Source organism: Enterobacter cloacae complex sp. 2024EL-00711 (genome assembly GCF_047529885.1).
GTDB lineage: Bacteria > Pseudomonadota > Gammaproteobacteria > Enterobacterales > Enterobacteriaceae > Enterobacter > Enterobacter ludwigii.
The window spans coordinates 242,501-259,723 of the sequence record NZ_JBLIZC010000002.1; the positions used below are offsets into that span (position 1 = coordinate 242,501).

14 protein-coding genes and 1 riboswitch are annotated in these 17,223 nt (G+C 55.5%); of the genes, 7 read left to right on the forward strand and 7 right to left on the reverse strand.

Annotation, left to right across the window (positions count from 1 at the left end; translation table 11 throughout):
• The first annotated feature begins 16 nt into the window (after positions 1-16).
• Positions 17-487 (forward strand): DUF1456 family protein, encoded by a 471-nt coding sequence (locus tag ACMVME_RS07545; protein ID WP_014170878.1) that lies wholly within the window; start codon positions 17-19, stop codon positions 485-487.
• Between the two features lie 64 nt (positions 488-551).
• Here ACMVME_RS07545 and metG read toward each other — a convergent pair whose 3' ends face one another.
• A complete protein-coding gene (gene metG / locus ACMVME_RS07550; RefSeq protein WP_068794808.1) occupies positions 552-2,585 on the reverse strand; it encodes a methionine--tRNA ligase in 2,034 nt (677 codons plus the stop codon).
• A gap of 137 nt (positions 2,586-2,722) precedes the next feature.
• Between metG and apbC the strand changes: the two genes are divergently transcribed.
• Entirely contained in the window at positions 2,723-3,832 is a 1,110-nt protein-coding gene (gene apbC / locus ACMVME_RS07555) for an iron-sulfur cluster carrier protein ApbC (protein ID WP_020883218.1), read from the forward strand.
• Positions 3,833-3,926: 94 nt separating this feature from the next.
• Here apbC and ACMVME_RS07560 read toward each other — a convergent pair whose 3' ends face one another.
• Together ACMVME_RS07560 and ACMVME_RS07565 are read right to left on the reverse strand one after the other, a co-directional pair.
• On the reverse strand, positions 3,927-4,382 hold the full coding sequence (locus ACMVME_RS07560; RefSeq protein ID WP_014170875.1) for a GNAT family N-acetyltransferase: 456 nt from the start codon (positions 4,380-4,382) through the stop codon (positions 3,927-3,929).
• Complete coding sequence (locus ACMVME_RS07565) at positions 4,357-4,689, reverse strand: RcnB family protein (protein WP_068794899.1); 333 nt, start codon at positions 4,687-4,689, stop codon at positions 4,357-4,359. Before ACMVME_RS07565 ends, ACMVME_RS07560 begins: the two co-directional genes overlap by 26 nt.
• Positions 4,690-5,178: 489 nt before the next feature.
• Here ACMVME_RS07565 and ACMVME_RS07570 point away from each other — a divergent pair, with 489 nt between their 5' ends.
• Genes ACMVME_RS07570 through ACMVME_RS07580 form a run of 3 tightly spaced genes read left to right on the forward strand, consistent with a single transcriptional unit; the run spans position 5,179 to position 8,965 of the window.
• Complete coding sequence (locus ACMVME_RS07570; RefSeq protein ID WP_014170873.1) at positions 5,179-6,318, forward strand: polysaccharide export protein; 1,140 nt, start codon at positions 5,179-5,181, stop codon at positions 6,316-6,318.
• A complete protein-coding gene (locus ACMVME_RS07575) occupies positions 6,318-6,767 on the forward strand; it encodes a protein-tyrosine-phosphatase (RefSeq protein ID WP_020883220.1) in 450 nt (149 codons plus the stop codon). Before ACMVME_RS07570 ends, ACMVME_RS07575 begins: the two co-directional genes overlap by 1 nt.
• Positions 6,767-8,965, forward strand: a complete 2,199-nt coding sequence (locus ACMVME_RS07580; protein ID WP_068794807.1) for a polysaccharide biosynthesis tyrosine autokinase — start codon at positions 6,767-6,769, stop codon at positions 8,963-8,965. The genes ACMVME_RS07575 and ACMVME_RS07580 overlap by 1 nt, the downstream gene beginning before the upstream one ends.
• On the opposite strand, the gene ACMVME_RS07585 is transcribed toward ACMVME_RS07580, so the two are convergent.
• The gene (locus tag ACMVME_RS07585) at positions 8,962-10,305 is read right to left on the reverse strand and encodes an NCS2 family permease (RefSeq protein ID WP_068794806.1); all 1,344 of its coding nucleotides are present in this window, start codon (positions 10,303-10,305) and stop codon (positions 8,962-8,964) included. The genes ACMVME_RS07580 and ACMVME_RS07585 overlap by 4 nt on opposite strands.
• Before the next feature lie 20 nt (positions 10,306-10,325).
• Complete coding sequence (locus tag ACMVME_RS07590) at positions 10,326-12,104, reverse strand: adenine deaminase (RefSeq protein WP_068794805.1); 1,779 nt, start codon at positions 12,102-12,104, stop codon at positions 10,326-10,328.
• A 122-nt stretch (positions 12,105-12,226) separates the two neighbouring features.
• On the opposite strand from ACMVME_RS07590, the gene ACMVME_RS07595 reads away from it, so the two are divergent.
• Together ACMVME_RS07595 and ACMVME_RS07600 are read left to right on the forward strand one after the other, a co-directional pair.
• Positions 12,227-13,147: a LysR family transcriptional regulator gene (locus tag ACMVME_RS07595; protein WP_160890458.1), complete on the forward strand. Its 921-nt coding sequence runs from the start codon at positions 12,227-12,229 to the stop codon at positions 13,145-13,147.
• A gap of 70 nt (positions 13,148-13,217) precedes the next feature.
• Complete coding sequence (locus ACMVME_RS07600) at positions 13,218-13,733, forward strand: protein disulfide oxidoreductase (RefSeq protein ID WP_032680611.1); 516 nt, start codon at positions 13,218-13,220, stop codon at positions 13,731-13,733.
• Positions 13,734-13,769: 36 nt separating this feature from the next.
• Here ACMVME_RS07600 and ACMVME_RS07605 read toward each other — a convergent pair whose 3' ends face one another.
• Both ACMVME_RS07605 and ACMVME_RS07610 read right to left on the reverse strand, forming a co-directional pair.
• Positions 13,770-15,236 (reverse strand): pyridoxal phosphate-dependent decarboxylase family protein, encoded by a 1,467-nt coding sequence (locus tag ACMVME_RS07605; protein ID WP_025203662.1) that lies wholly within the window; start codon positions 15,234-15,236, stop codon positions 13,770-13,772.
• 18 nt (positions 15,237-15,254) lie between these two features.
• On the reverse strand, positions 15,255-16,631 hold the full coding sequence (locus ACMVME_RS07610) for a diaminobutyrate--2-oxoglutarate transaminase (RefSeq protein WP_014170865.1): 1,377 nt from the start codon (positions 16,629-16,631) through the stop codon (positions 15,255-15,257).
• 493 nt (positions 16,632-17,124) lie between these two features.
• A riboswitch (TPP riboswitch) is annotated at positions 17,125-17,222 on the forward strand.
• The last annotated feature ends 1 nt before the right edge of the window (position 17,223 follow it).

Here is a 17,223-nt window from a genome sequence, read left to right on the forward strand (position 1 = left end):
TAAGTTAAAGGCACCCATGCTCAGTAATGATATTCTCCGTAGCCTGCGCTACACCCTGAAAGCAAACAATAACGATATGGTGCGCATTCTTGCGCTTGCTGGCATGGAGTCCACCTCTGCCGGTTTCGACACCTGGATGACAAAAGAGGATGAAGAGGGGTTTGTTCGCTGCCCTGACATTATCCTGTCTGGCTTCCTGAACGGCCTCATCTACGACAAGCGCGGGAAAGATGACTCAGCACCAGAACTGGCGCTTGAGCGTCGGGTGAATAACAACACGGTGCTGAAAAAGCTGCGTATCGCGTTTTCACTGAAAACAGACGACATTCTGGCGATTATGACAGAGCAGAAGCACCGCGTGTCGATGCCGGAGATCACCGCCATGATGCGTGCGCCGGACCATAAGAACTACCGCGAGTGCGGCGACCAGTTTTTGCGTTATTTTTTACGCGGACTGACTCACCGGGTGCATCACGCTAAGCCGTGAGTGGTAGCGGGGCGTGAAGGATGAAGAGACAAAAAAAAGCCGGAGATTATCTCCGGCTTTTTTATTATTTCACCTGCTGACCTGGTTTGGCGCCTTCATCAGGGCTTAACAGGAAGATATCTTTCCCGCCAGGACCTGCCGCCATCACCATGCCTTCCGAGATGCCGAAGCGCATTTTGCGCGGTGCCAGGTTGGCGACCATCACGGTCTGACGGCCAATCAGCACCTGCGGATCAGGATAGGCAGAACGGATTCCGGAGAAGACGTTACGCTTCTCACCGCCCAGATCCAGCGTCAGGCGCAGCAGTTTGTCCGAGCCTTCGACAAATTCCGCGTTTTCAATCAGTGCAACACGCAGATCGACCTTGGCGAAATCATCAAAGGTAATGGTCTCCTGAATCGGATCGTCTGCCAGCGGGCCGGTTACCGGCGCGGCAGCAGCCTTCACCTCTTCTTTAGACGCTTCCACCAGGGATTCTACCTGGTTCATCTCGATGCGGTTGTACAGCGCCTTGAAGGTATTCACCTTGTGGCCGAGCAGCGGCTGCTGGATAGCATCCCAGGTCAGCTCGGTGTTGAGGAACGCTTCAGCGCGGGAGGCCAGCTGTGGCAGTACCGGCTTCAGCCAGGTCATCAGCACGCGGAACATGTTCAGGCCCATGGTGCAGATCGCCTGCAGGTCGGCGTCGCGGCCTTCCTGTTTCGCGACAACCCACGGTGCCTGCTCGTCAACGTAGCGGTTAGCCACGTCAGCCAGCGCCATGATTTCACGAATCGCTTTACCGAACTCACGGCTTTCCCAGGCTTCGCCAACCGCCGCGGCGGCGTCGGTGAAGGTTTTGTACAGCTCAGGATCGGCCAGTTCGGCAGACAGCACGCCGTCGAAACGCTTGGCGATAAAGCCTGCGTTACGGGAAGCCAGGTTCACGACTTTGTTGACGATGTCGGCGTTCACGCGCTGCACGAAATCTTCCAGGTTCAGGTCGATATCGTCGATGCGGGAAGAGAGCTTCGCCGTGTAGTAATAACGCAGGCTGTCCGCGTCGAAGTGGTTCAGCCAGGTGCTGGCTTTGATGAACGTACCGCGAGATTTGGACATCTTCGCGCCGTTGACCGTCACATAGCCGTGCACAAACAGGTTGGTTGGTTTACGGAAGTTACTGCCTTCCAGCATCGCCGGCCAGAACAGGCTGTGGAAGTAAACAATGTCTTTGCCGATAAAGTGATACAGCTCGGCGTCGGAATCTTTCTTCCAGTATTCGTCAAAGCTGACGGTGTCGCCGCGCTTGTCGCACAGGTTCTTGAAGGAACCCATGTACCCGATTGGCGCATCCAGCCAGACGTAGAAGTATTTACCCGGTGCGTTCGGAATTTCGAAACCGAAGTACGGTGCATCGCGGGAGATATCCCACTGCTGCAGACCGGATTCGAACCACTCCTGCATTTTATTCGCGACCTGCTCCTGCAGCGCGCCGCTGCGGGTCCACGCCTGCAGCATTTCGCTGAAGGACGGCAGGTCGAAGAAGAAGTGCTCGGAATCACGCATTACCGGTGTGGCACCCGAAACAACAGATTTCGGATCGATAAGCTCGGTCGGGCTGTAGGTTGCGCCGCACACTTCGCAGTTATCGCCATACTGATCCGGTGATTTACATTTCGGGCAGGTACCTTTGACAAAGCGGTCCGGCAGGAACATGCCTTTTTCCGGATCGTACAGCTGAGAGATGGTGCGGTTTTTAATAAAACCGTTCTCTTTCAGGCGAGAGTAGATCAGCTCCGACAGCTCACGGTTTTCGTCGCTGTGCGTGGAGTGATAGTTGTCATAGCTGATGTCAAAGCCCGCAAAATCGGTCTGATGCTCCTGACTCATTTCGGCAATCATCTGCTCTGGGGAGATCCCCAACTGCTGCGCTTTCAGCATGATCGGCGTGCCGTGGGCATCGTCCGCACAGATGAAGTTAACCTCGTGGCCGCGCATTCGCTGGTAACGGACCCAGACATCAGCCTGGATATGCTCCAGCATGTGGCCGAGGTGGATTGAGCCGTTGGCGTACGGCAGTGCGCACGTTACCAGAATTTTCTTCGCGACTTGAGTCATAGTAGGCATTACTTCTTTTAACTGTGAAAAGGGTTTTTGATATTACCAAAAGGGGCATTATTAAGTAAGCACAAACCACGGCCTTTCAGGTAAACTTGTTCATCTAAGGTCTTATTCACAAGAACAAAGGAGTCGGGATGAGTTCTCAATCCCAGGCCAAATCACCGGAAGCCTTAAGAGCAATGGTCGCCGGGACGCTGGCTAACTTTCAGCATCCAACCCTGAAGCACAATCTCACCACGCTGAAAGCGTTACACCATGTCGCATGGCTGGACGATACGCTGCACATCGAGCTGCAGATGCCCTTCGTCTGGACCAGCGCGTTTGACGCGCTGAAAGAGCAAACCAGCTCTGAGCTGTTGCGCATTACCGGCGCGAAAGCCATTGACTGGAAGCTGACCCACAGCATCGCCACCCTCAAGCGTGTGAAAAACCACCCGGGCGTGAACGGCGTGAAAAACATCATTGCCGTCAGTTCAGGCAAGGGTGGGGTGGGTAAATCATCCACGGCGGTAAACCTGGCGCTCGCGCTGGCAGCCGAAGGGGCGAAAGTCGGTATTCTGGACGCCGATATTTACGGACCGTCTGTGCCTAACATGCTGGGCGCGGAAAACCAGCGCCCAACCTCGCCGGATGGCACGCACATGGCGCCGATCATGGCCCACGGTCTGGCAACCAACTCCATTGGTTATCTGGTGACTGACGATAACGCCATGGTGTGGCGTGGCCCGATGGCCAGCAAAGCGCTGATGCAGATGCTGCAGGAGACAATGTGGCCCGATCTGGATTATCTGGTGCTGGATATGCCGCCGGGCACCGGTGACATTCAGCTGACGCTGGCGCAAAACATTCCGGTCACGGGAGCGGTCGTGGTGACCACCCCGCAGGACATCGCGCTGATCGACGCCAAAAAAGGCATCGTGATGTTCGAGAAAGTGGACGTGCCGGTGCTGGGTATTGTCGAGAACATGAGCATGCATATCTGCAGCAACTGCGGACACCATGAGCCTATCTTTGGCACCGGTGGGGCAGAAAAACTGGCTGCGCAGTATCACACCCAGCTGCTTGGGCAGATGCCGCTGCACATCTCGCTGCGTGAAGATCTGGACAGCGGGAAGCCGACGGTCGTCAGCCGTCCGGACAGCGAATTTGCAGAGATGTATCGACAGCTGGCGGGGCGCGTTGCGGCGCAGCTTTACTGGCAGGGCGAAGTCATCCCGAGTGAAATTGCGTTTCGCGCGGTGTGAGTGCTTTAGTCTGAATTGCCGGGCGGCGTTTGCGCCTTACCCGGCCTACGGAGATAACGTGTTGTAGGCCGGCTCAGCGAAGCGTCACCCGCGTTTAACGCTGTACGTAATGCATTAAAAAGTACTCGCCTTCCGGCGAGTCACCCTTCGCTTCAATATGCCAGCCGTGGCGCTGGTAAAAGGCAACAGCCCTGTCATTCTTTACCAGACACTTCAGCGAACCCGTACTGGTGAACGCGTTTTGCACCTGTTCAAGGAGCAAATGACCGACGCCCAGACCTTGATACTGCGGATCGACAAACAGATTATGCAGGAAATTGTCGTTCGTCCATACCGAAGCAAAACCCAGTCGATGCCCGTCCTGAACGGCCACCCAAATCACTTCGTCGCGTGTTGCCGCGTCAAAGTCTTCAAGCTGCCACTCGGAACCGTCCAGCCATGGCCAGGCCTCGCGCCGCGCGTGGAGATAGAGTGTTCGCAAAAAGGGGCGATCGCTCTCCTGCCAGGGTCGGATTAAAATGTCATTAGCGGTGATAGAAGATATCTCCATTGTAGGCTTTGTAGATTTTGCCATCTGCATCGCCAATCAGGACGTAGTTCTCGCCCATATAGGTCCAGTGGGTACCCGCATCCGGGGCCGGCAGGTTACGCAGCTGGTACTGTTTAATGGTGTACTCAGGCGTTTGATACTGCGCCGGTGCGGTGTCGCCAATCTTGAATTTGGTGAAATCAGCGATGAAATCTTGTTCCTCATAGGCTTTAATGCCTGATGGCGCAGCGGCGGTTTGCGGGGCAGAAAACGCGGAACCCGCCAGAGACAGTAATACACCCAGAAGCAGCAATTTACGCTTAGCCATTTTTTCTCCAGTGATATCGTTACAGATACTTTTCGTCTGCGGGTTCATGGAACGCGAGGCAGACGGTCCATTTTAAGTACCAAAGCATGGTGTGTTTGAAAAAAAATGTAACAAAAGTGGACGGTTTTGTGTAGTCGTAATGACGCGTGCAGTATCACTACGGTCAATATCTCACGAATTTGATATTTCCAATATTTATTATTCCATTAATCAATTCTGAAAATACCTTCTCACTTCGCCAATGGACTGTTCAACGCATGCTTTCCCACGTAAGAACATTTAATATCGCCTCCGTATGACATCAATCTCTTTCCATTTTTTTCAAAAGAATGGGAACGATTTTGCTTTTTTATCGCCAGGAAGGGAAACGTTGTCTGTTTTTTGTAATACGTCTGCTAAAACAATAACCCGTTGAAAATTTTAATGTAAATGAATTTATTTTTTATCTGTTTAACAACAAACACAACAATAAAAGAACTTTTTATATAAATGAAAAATACAACGCTATTTTCACTTTTATTTCTTTCAGTCGGCCAGTTAACTGGTTGCGTATTTTCGCCAGGTCAGGATCTCAGCATTACCGGGAAAAAAGTCATGACTGACGGAGAAACAAATTATCAGCTCGATCAACACGTGGAAATTTATCCCCTGACCCCGGCGCTCATTGAAAGATTGCGACCGCCTGTCCTCAAATCTCAGGCAAATCCTACTCTGGATGAGCAGGTTAAAAACTGGGAATACCGCATAGGCACCGGCGACATCCTGACGGTCACCGTCTGGGATCATCCGGAATTAACCACGCCCGCAGGGCAGTATCGTACCGCGAGTGACGCGGGTAACTGGGTGAATGCGGATGGAACGCTCTTCTACCCCTACGTCGGAAAACTGCATGTTGCAGGCAAAACGGTCGCGCAGGTGCGTGAAGCAATCACCGCGCAACTGGAGAAGGTTATTGAGAGCCCGCAGGTGGATGTCAGCGTGGCGTCTTTCCGCTCACAAAAAGCCTATGTGACAGGAGAGGTGGCAAAATCAGGCCAGCAACCGATAACCAATATCCCGTTGACGGTAATGGACGCGGTCAACGCCGCAGGTGGGCTTTCAGCGGATGCCGACTGGCGTAACGTGGTCCTCACGCATAATGGCCAGGACGCGCGCCTTTCGCTCTATGCGCTGATGCAGCACGGTGATTTAAGCCAGAATAAGCTGCTGTATCCGGGCGATATCCTCTTTGTTCCGCGTAACGATGCCTTAAAAGTGTTCGTGATGGGCGAGGTGGTGAAGCAGAGCACGCTGAAGATGGATCGTAGCGGAATGACCCTGGCGGAAGCCCTGGGGAATGCAGGCGGGCTGGATCAGAATATGGCCGATGCAACCGGGATTTTTGTTATTCGCTCGGTAGCGAAAAAAGGGGCGACGGACAAAATTGCCAATATCTATCAGCTCAATGCGAAGGATGCCTCCGCGATGGTACTGGGGACGGAATTCCAGCTTGAACCGTATGACATTGTCTACGTCACCACCGCGCCGTTGTCACGCTGGAATCGCGTGATCACCCAGCTGGTACCCACCATCAGCGGTGTCCATGACCTGACCGAAACCGTCCGCTTCATCCGTTCATGGCCGCAATAATGTTCAACTCAATCTTAGTGGTTTGCACCGGCAATATTTGCCGTTCGCCGATGGGGGAGCGGCTGTTGCGACAACAGCTGCCCGGCAGACTCGTGACATCGGCTGGGATTTACGGATTTGAAGGACGCCCGGCGGATGCAACTGCACGGGAGGTGGCCCGGTGTTACGGCGTTTCGCTGGAGGGGCACGTGGCACGCAAGATGACGCGCAGCATGCTGCAAACCTCCGATTTGATTCTGGTGATGGAGCCGGAGCACCTGCGTTTTATTGCCGCTGTGTCGCCCGAATGTCGCGGAAAATCGCTGCTGTTTGGCCAATGGCTGGAAAACAGGGACATTCCCGATCCTTACCGCAAAAGTCGTGAAGCGTTTGAATATGTTTTCGGGCAGCTGGTAAAAGCCAGTCAGGAATGGGCTCGTCGTGTGGGTCAAAAAGGAATGAAGCGTTAATGTCTTCTCATACATCAGACAAATACGGTGCTGCCGCACCGCACAGTAATGAAATCGATCTTATGCAGCTACTTGCTGAGATGATTGATCACCGCATGCTAATCGGGCTGGTCACGCTCCTGTTTACGGTGTGCGCGGGGCTCTACGCGTTTAGCGCCACGCCGGTCTACCAGGCGGATGCCCTGGTACAAATAGAAGCAAAGCAGGACAACTCGTTGCTTAAAAGCTTAAGCCAGTTTGGGTCTGACCTTTCACCCGACGCTGAACCTGAACTGTTGCTGCTTAAATCGCGCATGATCCTGGGGGGAACCGTTGATAATCTGGGGCTGACATATCAGGTAAAACAGCGCGTTCTCCCGGTTGTGGGGCGCCTCTGGGAACGTCTACGCGGCAGCAAACCGGGCAACATGACGATAGGTGAGCTTACCCTGCCCCAGCAGGAGGGGAAACCGCAAGCGGTTGTCCTGACCGTGCTGGGGCAGGGCCGGTATCGTCTGGAAGGGGAGACGCTTAAGGCTGACGGTAGGGTTGGCAAACGGCTGGTGAAAGACGGGATCACGCTTCTGGTGACCTCGCTCAGCGCGGAGCCGGGGACCCAATTTACCCTTCAAGCCTTTACCAGGCTTGAGGCAATTAACGCGCTGCAGAAGAGACTTTTTGTCGCGGAATCCGGTAAACAGAGCGGTATGATCACCCTGACGCTGACGGGTGAAGACCCGGACAGGATAGCGGTGGTGCTCAATACGATTGCAGAAAATTATCTCAGCCAGAATATTGCGCGCCAGGAGGCACAGGATTCCCGAAGTCTGGCGTTTTTGCAGGAGCAGTTACCTAAGGTCCGTCACGAACTGGATGAGGCCGAAGCACGACTGAATGCCTATCGGGCGCAGCGCGATTCCGTCGACTTATCCCTTGAGGCGAAGTCCGTACTGGATCAGGTCGTTAACGTGGAAAATCAGCTCAACGAACTGACCTTTCGTGAGGCAGAGGTTTCTCAGCTTTTCAAAAAGGATCACCCGACCTATCGCGCATTACGGGAGAAGCGACAAACGCTCGAAGAGGGACGCGCGCGCCTGAACAGCCGCGTTTCATCTATGCCTTCTACCCAGCAGGAAGTGTTGCGCCTGAGCCGTGATGTCGAGTCCGGGCGTACCATTTACCTGCAGCTGCTGACACGCCAACAGGAACTGAACATTTCACGCTCCAGCGCCATCGGCAACGTGCGGATCATTGATACCGCGGTTACGCAACCTGAGCCAATAAAGCCCCGTAAAGCGCTTATTATTCTGCCTGGCGTGCTGCTAGGGCTGATGGTCTCCATGGGTTGGGTGTTGGTTCGTACTGCCTGTCGGCGAGGGATCACCTCGTCAGAGCAAATAGAAGAGCAGGGGATGCCGGTTCTGGCGACGCTGCCGCGCTCGGTCTGGCTGTGGAAAAAAACGCATTTGCGCCGAAAGCACTTTTTGGCGCCCCACGGGAAACACAAAACTTCGGATATCCCCTTCCTGCCCACAGACCGGCCAGCGGATATGTTTGTTGAAGCGATGCGCGGACTGCGTACCAGCCTGCACTTCACGATGATGGACGCCTCAAACCAGATCGTGGTGATTACGGGCCCCACGCAGAATTGCGGCAAAACGCTGGTCAGCACGTCACTGGCATCAATAGCGGCTCAGGCCGGAAAGCGGGTGCTCTTTATCGATGCGGATATGCGTAAAGGCTATGTGCATAATCTCTTTAAGCTGAACAACCATCACGGATTATCCGCTGTCCTTGAGGGAAATGTGGCGTGGCAGGAGGCGATCCAGCGCGTTGATAAGGCGGGATTTGATGTTCTGACCTGCGGTCCTCAGCCGTTACGTCCCGCGGAGCTGCTCATGGGAGAACGCTTCCAGGAGGTGATGTCGGGGATGAACGCACACTATGACGTTGTTATCGTTGATACACCGCCGGTGCTGGCCGTGACCGATGCGGTGCTGATTGCCAGAGTGGCCGCAACCACGTTACTGGTTGCCCGCTTTGGTAAAACCAACGTGAAAGAGACGGAAAACTGTGTAAAGCGTCTGCAGCAGATGGGTGTGCAGGTGAACGGTGCCATTCTCAATGATATCGTGAAATCTGCGGCGCTGTATTACAGCGCGGGGTATAGCCATTTCGATTACGGCTATACCCCGAAGGAAAAGCGGCGTGAGGGTTAGTGCTTCACCAGCGTGGCGAAGTAATACACCAGGGGAATGGCGAGGATCCAAAGGCCGACGGGGATATCGCGCCATTTCCCGGCTATCGCTTTGATAACGATATAAAACAGCAGCCCGCCCGCAATACCGGTCCCGAAACTGTTGGCAATCAGCGTAATCATCACCATCATCAACACCGGCAAGCCGTCGGTGAAGTTCGCCAAATCAACCTTACGTAGACCGCTAAACATATTCAGCCCGATGAGGATCAGGGCGGGCGCCGTGGCTTCTTTCGGGATCATCAGCGCCACAGGGGTAAACAGCAGCATCAGCAGGAACATTACCGCCGCGGCCAGCGCGGTCATGCCGGTTTTGCCGCCGGCTTCCGCGGCTGCGGACGATTCAATCAGCGCCGTGGCGGCAGGAATGCCTACCCACGGGCCAATCGCGGCGGCAATGGAGTCCACCATAAACGGGCGGTTAATGTTCGGCATATTGCCTTCTTCATCCAGCAGCCCTGCTTCCCCGCCCACCGCCAGCGTTGTTCCCATGGTGGAGAAAAACTCGGAGGCGAAGAAGACAAACAGGAACGGCAGAAAGGCAATATTCAGCGCGCCCAGCATATCGACATGCCCGAGGACGGGAGCGATGGCGTGGGGCACATCGATAAAACTGGCGGGTAATTTCGTGACGCCCATCGGAATACCCACGAGGGTCGCGAGCAGGATAGCCCACAGGATCGCACCCGGAATACGACGAGCCTGCAGGCCGATAGCCAGGAACAGGCCGAGCAACGCCACCAGCGCACCGGGTGATAAAAAATCTCCCAGCATCAGTGCGTTCGTTTTGGCATTCGCCAGCACCAGCCCGGCGTTGCGGAAACCGAGTACGGCGACAAACAGCCCGATGGAGGCCGTCAGCCCCAGCTTGATGGACTGCGGCACCGAGCGGGTCACCACTTCACGCAGGCCAAACCGGGTCAGCAGAAAGAATAAAATCCCCGACCAGCAGGCGATACCCAGACCAATTTGCCAGCCAATGCCTTCACTGCCCGCAAGCGTCACCCCGACCAGCACCGAGCCACCAATTCCTGGCCCGACGATAAACGGCAGGTTGGCGTAAAACGCCATCAGCAGCGTCCCGGCAACGAAGACCAGAATGGTGCCCGTGGTCGCGGCGCCTTTATCCATTCCTCCCACGGCCAGCAGCCCCGGGATCACCACCAGCAAATAGGCGGCGGCGAGAAAACCGGTGATACCCGCCAGGCACTCGGCGCGCACGGTGCTCCCGCGTGCACGGAGTGCAAAACGACGTTCAAGCCAGCGCCCTGGTGCTGGCGAATTCACGGTATTGTCGGCCATTATCCGGCTCTCCTTCGGTATTATTGTGTGTTGTCCGGGGTTTCCCGGTAAGAAATCAGCGGATCGACAATCTGGCGCGTGCTGCCATCGGTCAGTCCAAGATCGGTCAAATGTGGCCCGGCATTACAGGCAAGGCAGGTTCCTTCGATGGCCTTAAAGACACGATACGGCGGTTCCCAGTCGGCAATCAGACTGCTGCGATCGCGCAGCGTCCTGAACTGCAGCGCCAGCTCGGCAGGTGGCAGTTCCGACAGCATGCCCGCAACCGGCATGGCAACGTGGGCAATCACGTCACCCTGTTGCGCCAGCGCCATGCCACCACCGCTGTTGATAAGCGTATTGGCAGCCAGTGCCATATCGTTCGGATCGCGGCCCAGAACCACCAGGTTGTGAGAGTCGTGCGAGTAGCTGGTGGCAATCGCCCCGCGCAGTTCCCCCCAGCCTTCAAGCAGGGCAATTTGCGGTTTTGCTGCATGACGGGCATGGCGATGCTGAACCCAGATCAGGCTAAAGCCGTCCGGGATCTGCACGCACCCGTTGCGCACCTGCACATCTGTTTCACCCCAGCGGGTAAAGCGCGCGCCGCAGATGTGGCGCAAGCGAGCCACGCCATGGTTCGCATTGCCAATGCGCATGCAAAAATCATCAGCGGTCAGGGCAGACAACCGTACGGTATCACGCGGCAACGTAAGAGGCGTATCAGCAACAGGTTCGAGCGTTGCCCCGTCCCGGGCAATCAGCTTTCCGGCGACGTAGACCTGGCGCGCCGTCAGTTTATCCAGCGAGTCAAACACCACCAGATCCGCGCGACGCCCGGCGGCAATCAGCCCCAGGTCGTTACGCTGCAGGCGAATGGCCGCATTGAGCGTTGCAAAACGCAGTGCGTCGGTGGCCGCTAATCCATGTTCAATCAGCAGGTTCAGCAGCGCGATGATCCCGCCTTTTTCCATGAGGATGTCTGGCGGAACATCATCGGTGCAAACCGTGATGTGAGACGAAAGATGGGGGAGCGTTTTCAGGGCGCTGACAATATCGGGCAGCAGATAAGGGTGCGAACCGCGGATCTCCACCGTCAGCCCGGCACGCAGTTTTTCCAGCGCATCGTCAGCTGACGTTAACTCATGGTCAGAAGTCACGCCTGCTGCCAGATAAGCCTGTAAATCCGCACCGCTGAGACCGCGGGCATGGCCTTCAATCAGCTTTCCGCTGTCGAGCCCGGCCTGCATAATTTCAAGCATACGCTGGCTGCCATTAAGCACCCCGTGCATGTCCATCACTTCAGCCACACCGCGCACTTCCGGCCAGCCAAGCAGGGTGTTCATCTCGTCTCCGGCAAAATCCGCCCCGGACATTTCCAGGCCGGGCGTTGAGGGCACGCTTGAAGGCGCGGCGACCATCACCTGCAGCGGCAGATTGCGGCTGGCCTCAATGGCAAAACGGACGCCGTCAATGCCCAGCACGTTGGCCAGTTCATGCGGATCCCAGAAGACCGCCGTGGTGCCCTGTGCAAGCACAATCTCCGCGTAGCGGGCGGGCATAAGATGGGAGCTTTCAAGGTGGACGTGGGTATCCATCAGCCCAGGCGACAGAAACTGGTTGTTCAGCGCGTGGGTCTCATGTGCGTCGTTGCGGCTGCCGCGCGGATGGACACTGGCAATCAGTGATCCCACGATACCAACATCCGCTTCGCGGATCTCTCCGGTGACCATATCCACAATACGGGTATCGGTGAGCAGCAGGTCAAAGGGCATTTCGCCTCGTGCAGCCTGAACGGCGCGGCGTCGGGTTTCAGCAGTCATGCAATTAACAGTTCCAGCATCAAAATAATGACGCTACTCTATGCACACGGCAAACGTTTGCCCAGCTGATAAAATTTATCGCCCGATAACCCCGGGTTATTCTGTGACGCGTGTAATGGATAATCATGACGGAACCCTGGCAGCGCTTGCCCGCGCTTTCTCTTCGACAGCTACAGTATTTTGTCACTCTGGCGCAGCTGCGTCATTTTACTGATACGGCCAGCAAACTGGCTATCAGCCAGCCGGCGCTCAGCAGTGCGTTGCGGCAAATCGAGACGGTGCTTGGGGGTAAACTGGTTAACCGGACCGCCTCGGCCGTGACGTTGACGGAGCTTGGCAATGCCATCCTGCCGCACGCGCAGCGGGTGCTCAGCGTGGCGCAGCTTGCGTTTGACGACATGCAGCACATTGTTCAGGCGGGCGGAGAAGGTACGGTGCGTATCGGGCTGATCCCTTCTGTGAGTTCGCTGCTGTTCCCCTTGTTGCCCCGGACGCTCGCGCAGGCTTTTCCCCGCCTCAGGGTGGAATTTCACGATCAAACCAACGATGCGCTGGTGGCCCAGCTGCTGAAAGGGCAGATTGATTTCGGCATTGGTGCGCTCGATAACTCGGTTCCCGACCAGCTGAACGTGTTTCCCTTACAGGATGACCCGTTTGTCGCGGTCATTCACAGCGACGATCCGCTGGCCGCGTCGGCGCACCTGCCCTGGAAGCAACTGGCAGGGCGGGATATCGCCGTGTTCTCAAAAGGTAATATTCAGCGTCTGGTTGCGGCGCTCGCGGAAAGCCACCGTTTGTCGTTGCCGACACGCTATCAGGTGGACTACATCGAAACTTTGTATGGTCTGGTGCGCTCGAAACTCGCCGTGGCGATTTTACCGCAGCTCTATACCACGCACCTCCAGGACCCGCAGCTCAGGGTGGTACATCTTCAACAACCGGCCCTGGCCCGCACGGTGGCGTTAATGCGTGCCCCCCAGCCGCTTCCTCCGCTTATCGAATCCTGCTTTACGCTGATGGCCGACACGTTGCGAACGAAATGACCCGACACTTCTTTACAGCGTGATGGCGCATTGCTCGCTAAGATGACCGTCGATTCATCAAGAGGTCACAATGGAAAACCGCAAATTCAGTCGACTGCGCCGCTGGGCGCGGGAAGGGATCATCTTCTTTCTGCTCGCGCTGGCCGTAATGTGGGGCGTGGATCAATACCGCAAGCCCACACTCCCCGCCAGCTTTAGCGCTGCACCGATGCACAGCATCGACGGAAAGATCCACGATATAACGGCACTCAGCCAGGAACGCCCGCTGCTGATATACGTATGGGCAACCTGGTGCAGCATCTGCCGGTTTACGACGCCCTCGGTCAATACGCTGGCAGAACAGGGTGGCAACGTCGTGAGTATCGCCATGCGTTCCGGCGACGATGCAAAGCTGGCGCGCTGGGTCGACAAGAAACAGCTGGTCATGCCGGTGGTCAACGATGCCAACGGTGCGCTGTCACAGGCGTGGCAGGTGAGCGTAACACCGACGCTGGTGATCGTGTCGAAGGGGAAAGTGGTCAGTACCACCACGGGGTGGACAAGTTACTGGGGAATGAAGCTCAGACTGTGGTGGGCAGGGCTGTAAAGAGAGCCCCTCTTCCGGCGGAAGAGGGGCTGGATATTACTTCGCCAGAACTTCCTGTGCGGTACGCTCAACCAGCGACAGCAGGACTTTAATGTCCTCCAGGGTCACGGTTGGGTTCAGCAGAGTCAGCTTCAGGCAGGTGACGCCGTTATGCTCGGTCACGCCGACGTTAGCACGGCCGGATTCCAGCAGCGCATCACCAATTTTCTGGTTCAACAGGGCGATACCCGCGTCGTCCATCTGTACCTGTCCACGGAAGCGGAACAGTACGCTTGCCAGCTGCGGCTGCATAACCAGTTCCAGAGCAGGCTGCTCTTTCACGTAAGCCGCAACCTGCTGTGCCAGCGTAACACCGTGATCGATGATCGCCGCGTATTGTTCCTGACCCAGCGCTTCCAGGCTCATCCACAGCTTCAGCGCGTCGAAACGACGGGTCGTCTGCAGAGATTTGGACACCAGGTTAGGCACGCCAGCTTCTTCATCGAACTCAGAGTTCAGATAGGCCGCCTGATAGCGCATCAGCTCATAGTGGCGCGCTTCTTTGAGCAGGAACGCACCGCAGCTGATGGTCTGGAAGAACTGCTTGTGGAAGTCCAGAGTAACGGAATCCACCAGCTCGATACCGTCCAGGTAGTGACGATACTGCTCAGACATCAGCAGTGCGCCGCCCCAGGCCGCATCAACGTGTACCCAGATATTCTGTTTCGCCGCCAGTTCAGCAATGGCACGTAGCGGATCGATTGCACCTGCATCGGTAGTACCGGCAGTGGCAACAATCGCCAGGATCTGCTCGCCGTTAGCATTGCACTGCTCAATTTTCGCTGCCAGATCGTTGAGATCCATGCGCGAGAATTCATCCGTTTTCACCTGCACGACGGACTGGTAGCCCAGACCCATCAGCGCCATGTTCTTCTGCACGGAGAAGTGTGCGTTTTCAGAGCACAGCACGCGGATTTTACGCAGATCGCCAACCAGGCCGTCCTGCTGAACGGAATGACCCTGACGCGCGAAGAACGCATCACGGGCCAGCATCAGACCCATCAGGTTGCTCTGCGTGCCGCCGCTGGTGAACACACCGGCGTCGCCAGCCTGATAACCCACGCGGGTACGCAGCCATTCGATCAGCTTGATCTCAATGATGGTTGCGGACGGGCTTTGATCCCAGGAGTCCATGCTCTGGTTAGTGGCGTTAATCAGCACTTCCGCCGCCTGGCTAACCACCAGGCTTGGGCAGTGCAGGTGCGCCACACACTGCGGGTGATGAACGGACAGGCTGTCTTTCAGGAAGAACTCCACGGCGCGTTCAATCGCCGCTTCGTTGCCCAGCCCTTTCGGGTTGAAATCCAGCTTAATACGGTCGCGCAGTTCCGCGACCGTTTTGCCCTGATACATCTCAGGCTGTTTCAGCCACTGCATCACAGCCTGAGTGCTTTGTTCAATCGCCTGCTGGTAAGCTTCAATGCTCTGTGCAGAGGAGAACAAAATTGGGTTTGAATCTGACATCTTGTTCAACAACTCCGGTTACGCCGGGCGAACGCCCGCAGCAAGCAGTGCCTGCTCGAATTTATCCAGGAAGACTTTCAGCTCATCATCGCTGATCAGCAGGGAAGGCAGCAGACGCAGAACAATACCGTTGCGACCACCGCGCTCCAGAATCAGGCCGGCTTCGAAGCACTTCTTCTGAATCAGTGCAGACAGCTCGCCATCACCCGGGTAGCAACCCATGTGGTCTGCCGCTTCGTGTGGCTTAACGATCTCAATCCCGATCATCATGCCCAGGCCGCGAACGTGACCGATAACCGGATAGCGTTTCGCCATCTCGTTCAGCTGGCCTTTCAGCCATTCGCCCTGTGCGGCCACTTTGCCCGCGATGTTCTGGTCTTTCAGGATTTTCAGCGTTGTCAGACCGGTTGCCATTGCCAGCTGGTTGCCGCGGAAGGTACCGGTGTGGTGGCCTGGTGCCCACGCATCGAACTGTTTTTTGATGCCGAGTACCGCCAGTGGCAGACCGCCGCCAACCGCTTTAGACATCACGATGATGTCTGGCTCAATGCCCGCGTGTTCGAAGGCGAAGAATTTACCGGTACGGGCAAAGCCAGCCTGAACTTCGTCGAGGATCAGCAGAATGCCGTGTTCCTGAGTCACTTTACGGATGCGCTGCAGCCACTCAACCGGAGCCGGGTTCACGCCGCCTTCACCCTGAACGGCTTCAAGGATCACTGCCGCAGGTTTACGCACGCCGCTTTCAACGTCGTTGATCAGGTTTTCGAAATAGTAGGTCAGCGCTTTCACACCCGCCTCACCGCCGATACCCAGTGGGCAACGGTACTGGTGTGGGTAAGGCATGAACTGCACTTCTGGCATCATACCGTTAACCGCTTCTTTCGGAGACAGGTTGCCGGTAACGGCCAGTGCGCCGTGAGTCATACCATGGTAACCACCAGAGAAGCTGATGATACCGCTACGACCGGTCACTTTTTTCGCCAGTTTCAGCGCCGCTTCAACGGCATCAGCACCGGATGGACCGGTGAACTGCAGGCAGTACTCTTTGCCCTGACCAGGCAGCAGAGAGAGCAGATATTCTGAGAACGCGTCTTTCAGAGGCGTAGTCAGATCCAGAGTATGTAACGGCAAGCCGCTGGTAATGACATTTTGGATGCTTTTCAGCACATCAGGATGGTTATGTCCAAGCGCAAGGGTGCCTGCGCCTGCTAAACAGTCAAGGTATTCTTTATTGTCTGCATCGGTGATCCACACGCCTTCTGCTTTAGTGATTGCTAAAGGCAGTTTGCGCGGATAACTCCTGACGTTAGATTCAAACTCGGCCTGACGGGCCAGATAGGTTTCGTTGCTTTTGTGGGCATCTACGGTGTCAATACGGACTTTATCCGTCATCATATCACTCCTACAACCGCCGCTTCGTTATGAGCAACGATTGAATAAAAAGTTAAAAAACAGATGGGGGCCTGAAAAAAACGCCGCCAATATAGAGCCTTTTGTCACGAGGCTCAATGGTTAATTTGTTTACTGTTTTGTGACATGCGGTACGGGGGAGGGAATATCCTCATTTTAAGAATGAAAATTGCGCTTTATGCCAAACAAAAACAGCCGGTTACGCGTATTTTGTCAGGACTGTAAAAAGAGAGAAAAGTGTGTGACAAATCGTGCCATTGAGGGACGTTAAGGGGGGCAGATAGCCCCTTTAAGCGCATTATCTCGACATTACCTGCAAAATACCGGGGTCACGACAGGTTGTTTTTATTCCCGGACATAGCGGTTACAGGCTTCTCGTTACATCTGATTGGTATAACAAAATCATGAAAGCGAGAAATCAACAGGTCTTGCATCACTGGTACTCTTCCCCTAATCTGCCAAATGTAAGTGAATTCTTACCAATGACTCGGGGTGCCCTTCTTAAATGAAGGCTGAGAAATACCCGTATTACCTGATCTGGATAATGCCAGCGTAGGGAAGTCAGATGCCTTCCCGG

Coding starts and splice junctions, on each gene's coding strand:
- ACMVME_RS07545 (WP_014170878.1), top strand. CDS start 17: ATGCTCAGTAATGATATTCTCCGTAGCCTGCGCTACACCCTGAAAGCA.
- metG (WP_068794808.1), bottom strand. CDS start 2,585: ATGACTCAAGTCGCGAAGAAAATTCTGGTAACGTGCGCACTGCCGTAC.
- apbC (WP_020883218.1), top strand. CDS start 2,723: ATGAGTTCTCAATCCCAGGCCAAATCACCGGAAGCCTTAAGAGCAATG.
- ACMVME_RS07560 (WP_014170875.1), bottom strand. CDS start 4,382: ATGGAGATATCTTCTATCACCGCTAATGACATTTTAATCCGACCCTGG.
- ACMVME_RS07565 (WP_068794899.1), bottom strand. CDS start 4,689: ATGGCTAAGCGTAAATTGCTGCTTCTGGGTGTATTACTGTCTCTGGCG.
- ACMVME_RS07570 (WP_014170873.1), top strand. CDS start 5,179: ATGAAAAATACAACGCTATTTTCACTTTTATTTCTTTCAGTCGGCCAG.
- ACMVME_RS07575 (WP_020883220.1), top strand. CDS start 6,318: ATGTTCAACTCAATCTTAGTGGTTTGCACCGGCAATATTTGCCGTTCG.
- ACMVME_RS07580 (WP_068794807.1), top strand. CDS start 6,767: ATGTCTTCTCATACATCAGACAAATACGGTGCTGCCGCACCGCACAGT.
- ACMVME_RS07585 (WP_068794806.1), bottom strand. CDS start 10,305: ATGGCCGACAATACCGTGAATTCGCCAGCACCAGGGCGCTGGCTTGAA.
- ACMVME_RS07590 (WP_068794805.1), bottom strand. CDS start 12,104: ATGACTGCTGAAACCCGACGCCGCGCCGTTCAGGCTGCACGAGGCGAA.
- ACMVME_RS07600 (WP_032680611.1), top strand. CDS start 13,218: ATGGAAAACCGCAAATTCAGTCGACTGCGCCGCTGGGCGCGGGAAGGG.
- ACMVME_RS07605 (WP_025203662.1), bottom strand. CDS start 15,236: ATGTCAGATTCAAACCCAATTTTGTTCTCCTCTGCACAGAGCATTGAA.
- ACMVME_RS07610 (WP_014170865.1), bottom strand. CDS start 16,631: ATGATGACGGATAAAGTCCGTATTGACACCGTAGATGCCCACAAAAGC.